Source organism: Hymenobacter persicinus (assembly GCF_004167665.1).
GTDB classification, from domain to species: Bacteria; Bacteroidota; Bacteroidia; order Cytophagales; family Hymenobacteraceae; genus Hymenobacter; species Hymenobacter persicinus.
This window is the reverse complement of sequence record NZ_SEWE01000112.1, coordinates 1-711: the sequence shown is the minus strand read 5'-3', so window position 1 is coordinate 711 and position 711 is coordinate 1. Positions and strand designations below refer to the sequence as shown.

General features: G+C 51.2%; 2 rRNA genes. Both read left to right on the top strand.

The annotated features are described in order from the left end of the window. Positions 1–292, top strand: a 16S ribosomal RNA gene (locus EWM57_RS20810); the annotation flags it as partial. Positions 293–526: 234 nt separating this feature from the next. Then, positions 527–711, top strand: a 23S ribosomal RNA gene (locus tag EWM57_RS20805); the annotation flags it as partial.

Genomic DNA, 711 nt, shown 5'->3' with positions numbered 1-711 from the left:
GGTACAGAGGGTCGCTACACAGTGATGTGATGCCAATCTCACAAAGCCGTTCTCAGTTCGGATCGGAGTCTGCAACTCGACTCCGTGAAGCTGGAATCACTAGTAATCGCGTATCAGCAATGACGCGGTGAATACGTTCCCGGGCCTTGTACACACCGCCCGTCAAGCCATGGAAGTTTGGTAGACCTGAAGCTGGTGCTCGTCACAGAAGCCAGTTAGGGTAGAACAAGTAACTGGGGCTAAGTCGTAACAAGGTAGCCGTACCGGAAGGTGCGGCTGGATCACCTCCTTTCTGGAGCAATCCGACTCGTGAGCTTCACAGTCACTTGGTTGCGCAACACATTATCAATTGTCATTTCCTCTCATTCAGATTTCCGGAGAGTAGTAGAGCAATCCACTACCCTCCCCGTTGTTCCGCAATAGGCGGGACAGACGTTCTTTGACGTAGTAAAACGAGTAAGAAGAAGAGTTAAATTTGCCATAGTGCAAATCAACCGAGCATGTTGTCTTCGCAAGAAGATGACACCTAGAAGTAAACTAGGGCACACGGGGGATGCCTTGGCTCTCAGAGGCGATGAAGGACGTGATAAGCTGCGAAAAGCTGCGGGGATTGGCACATACGAGGTGATCCGCAGGTATCCGAATGGGGCAACCCACTACTGTGAAGCAGTAGGGCGTATACATTAAGTTGTGTACGGGCAAACCCGGGGA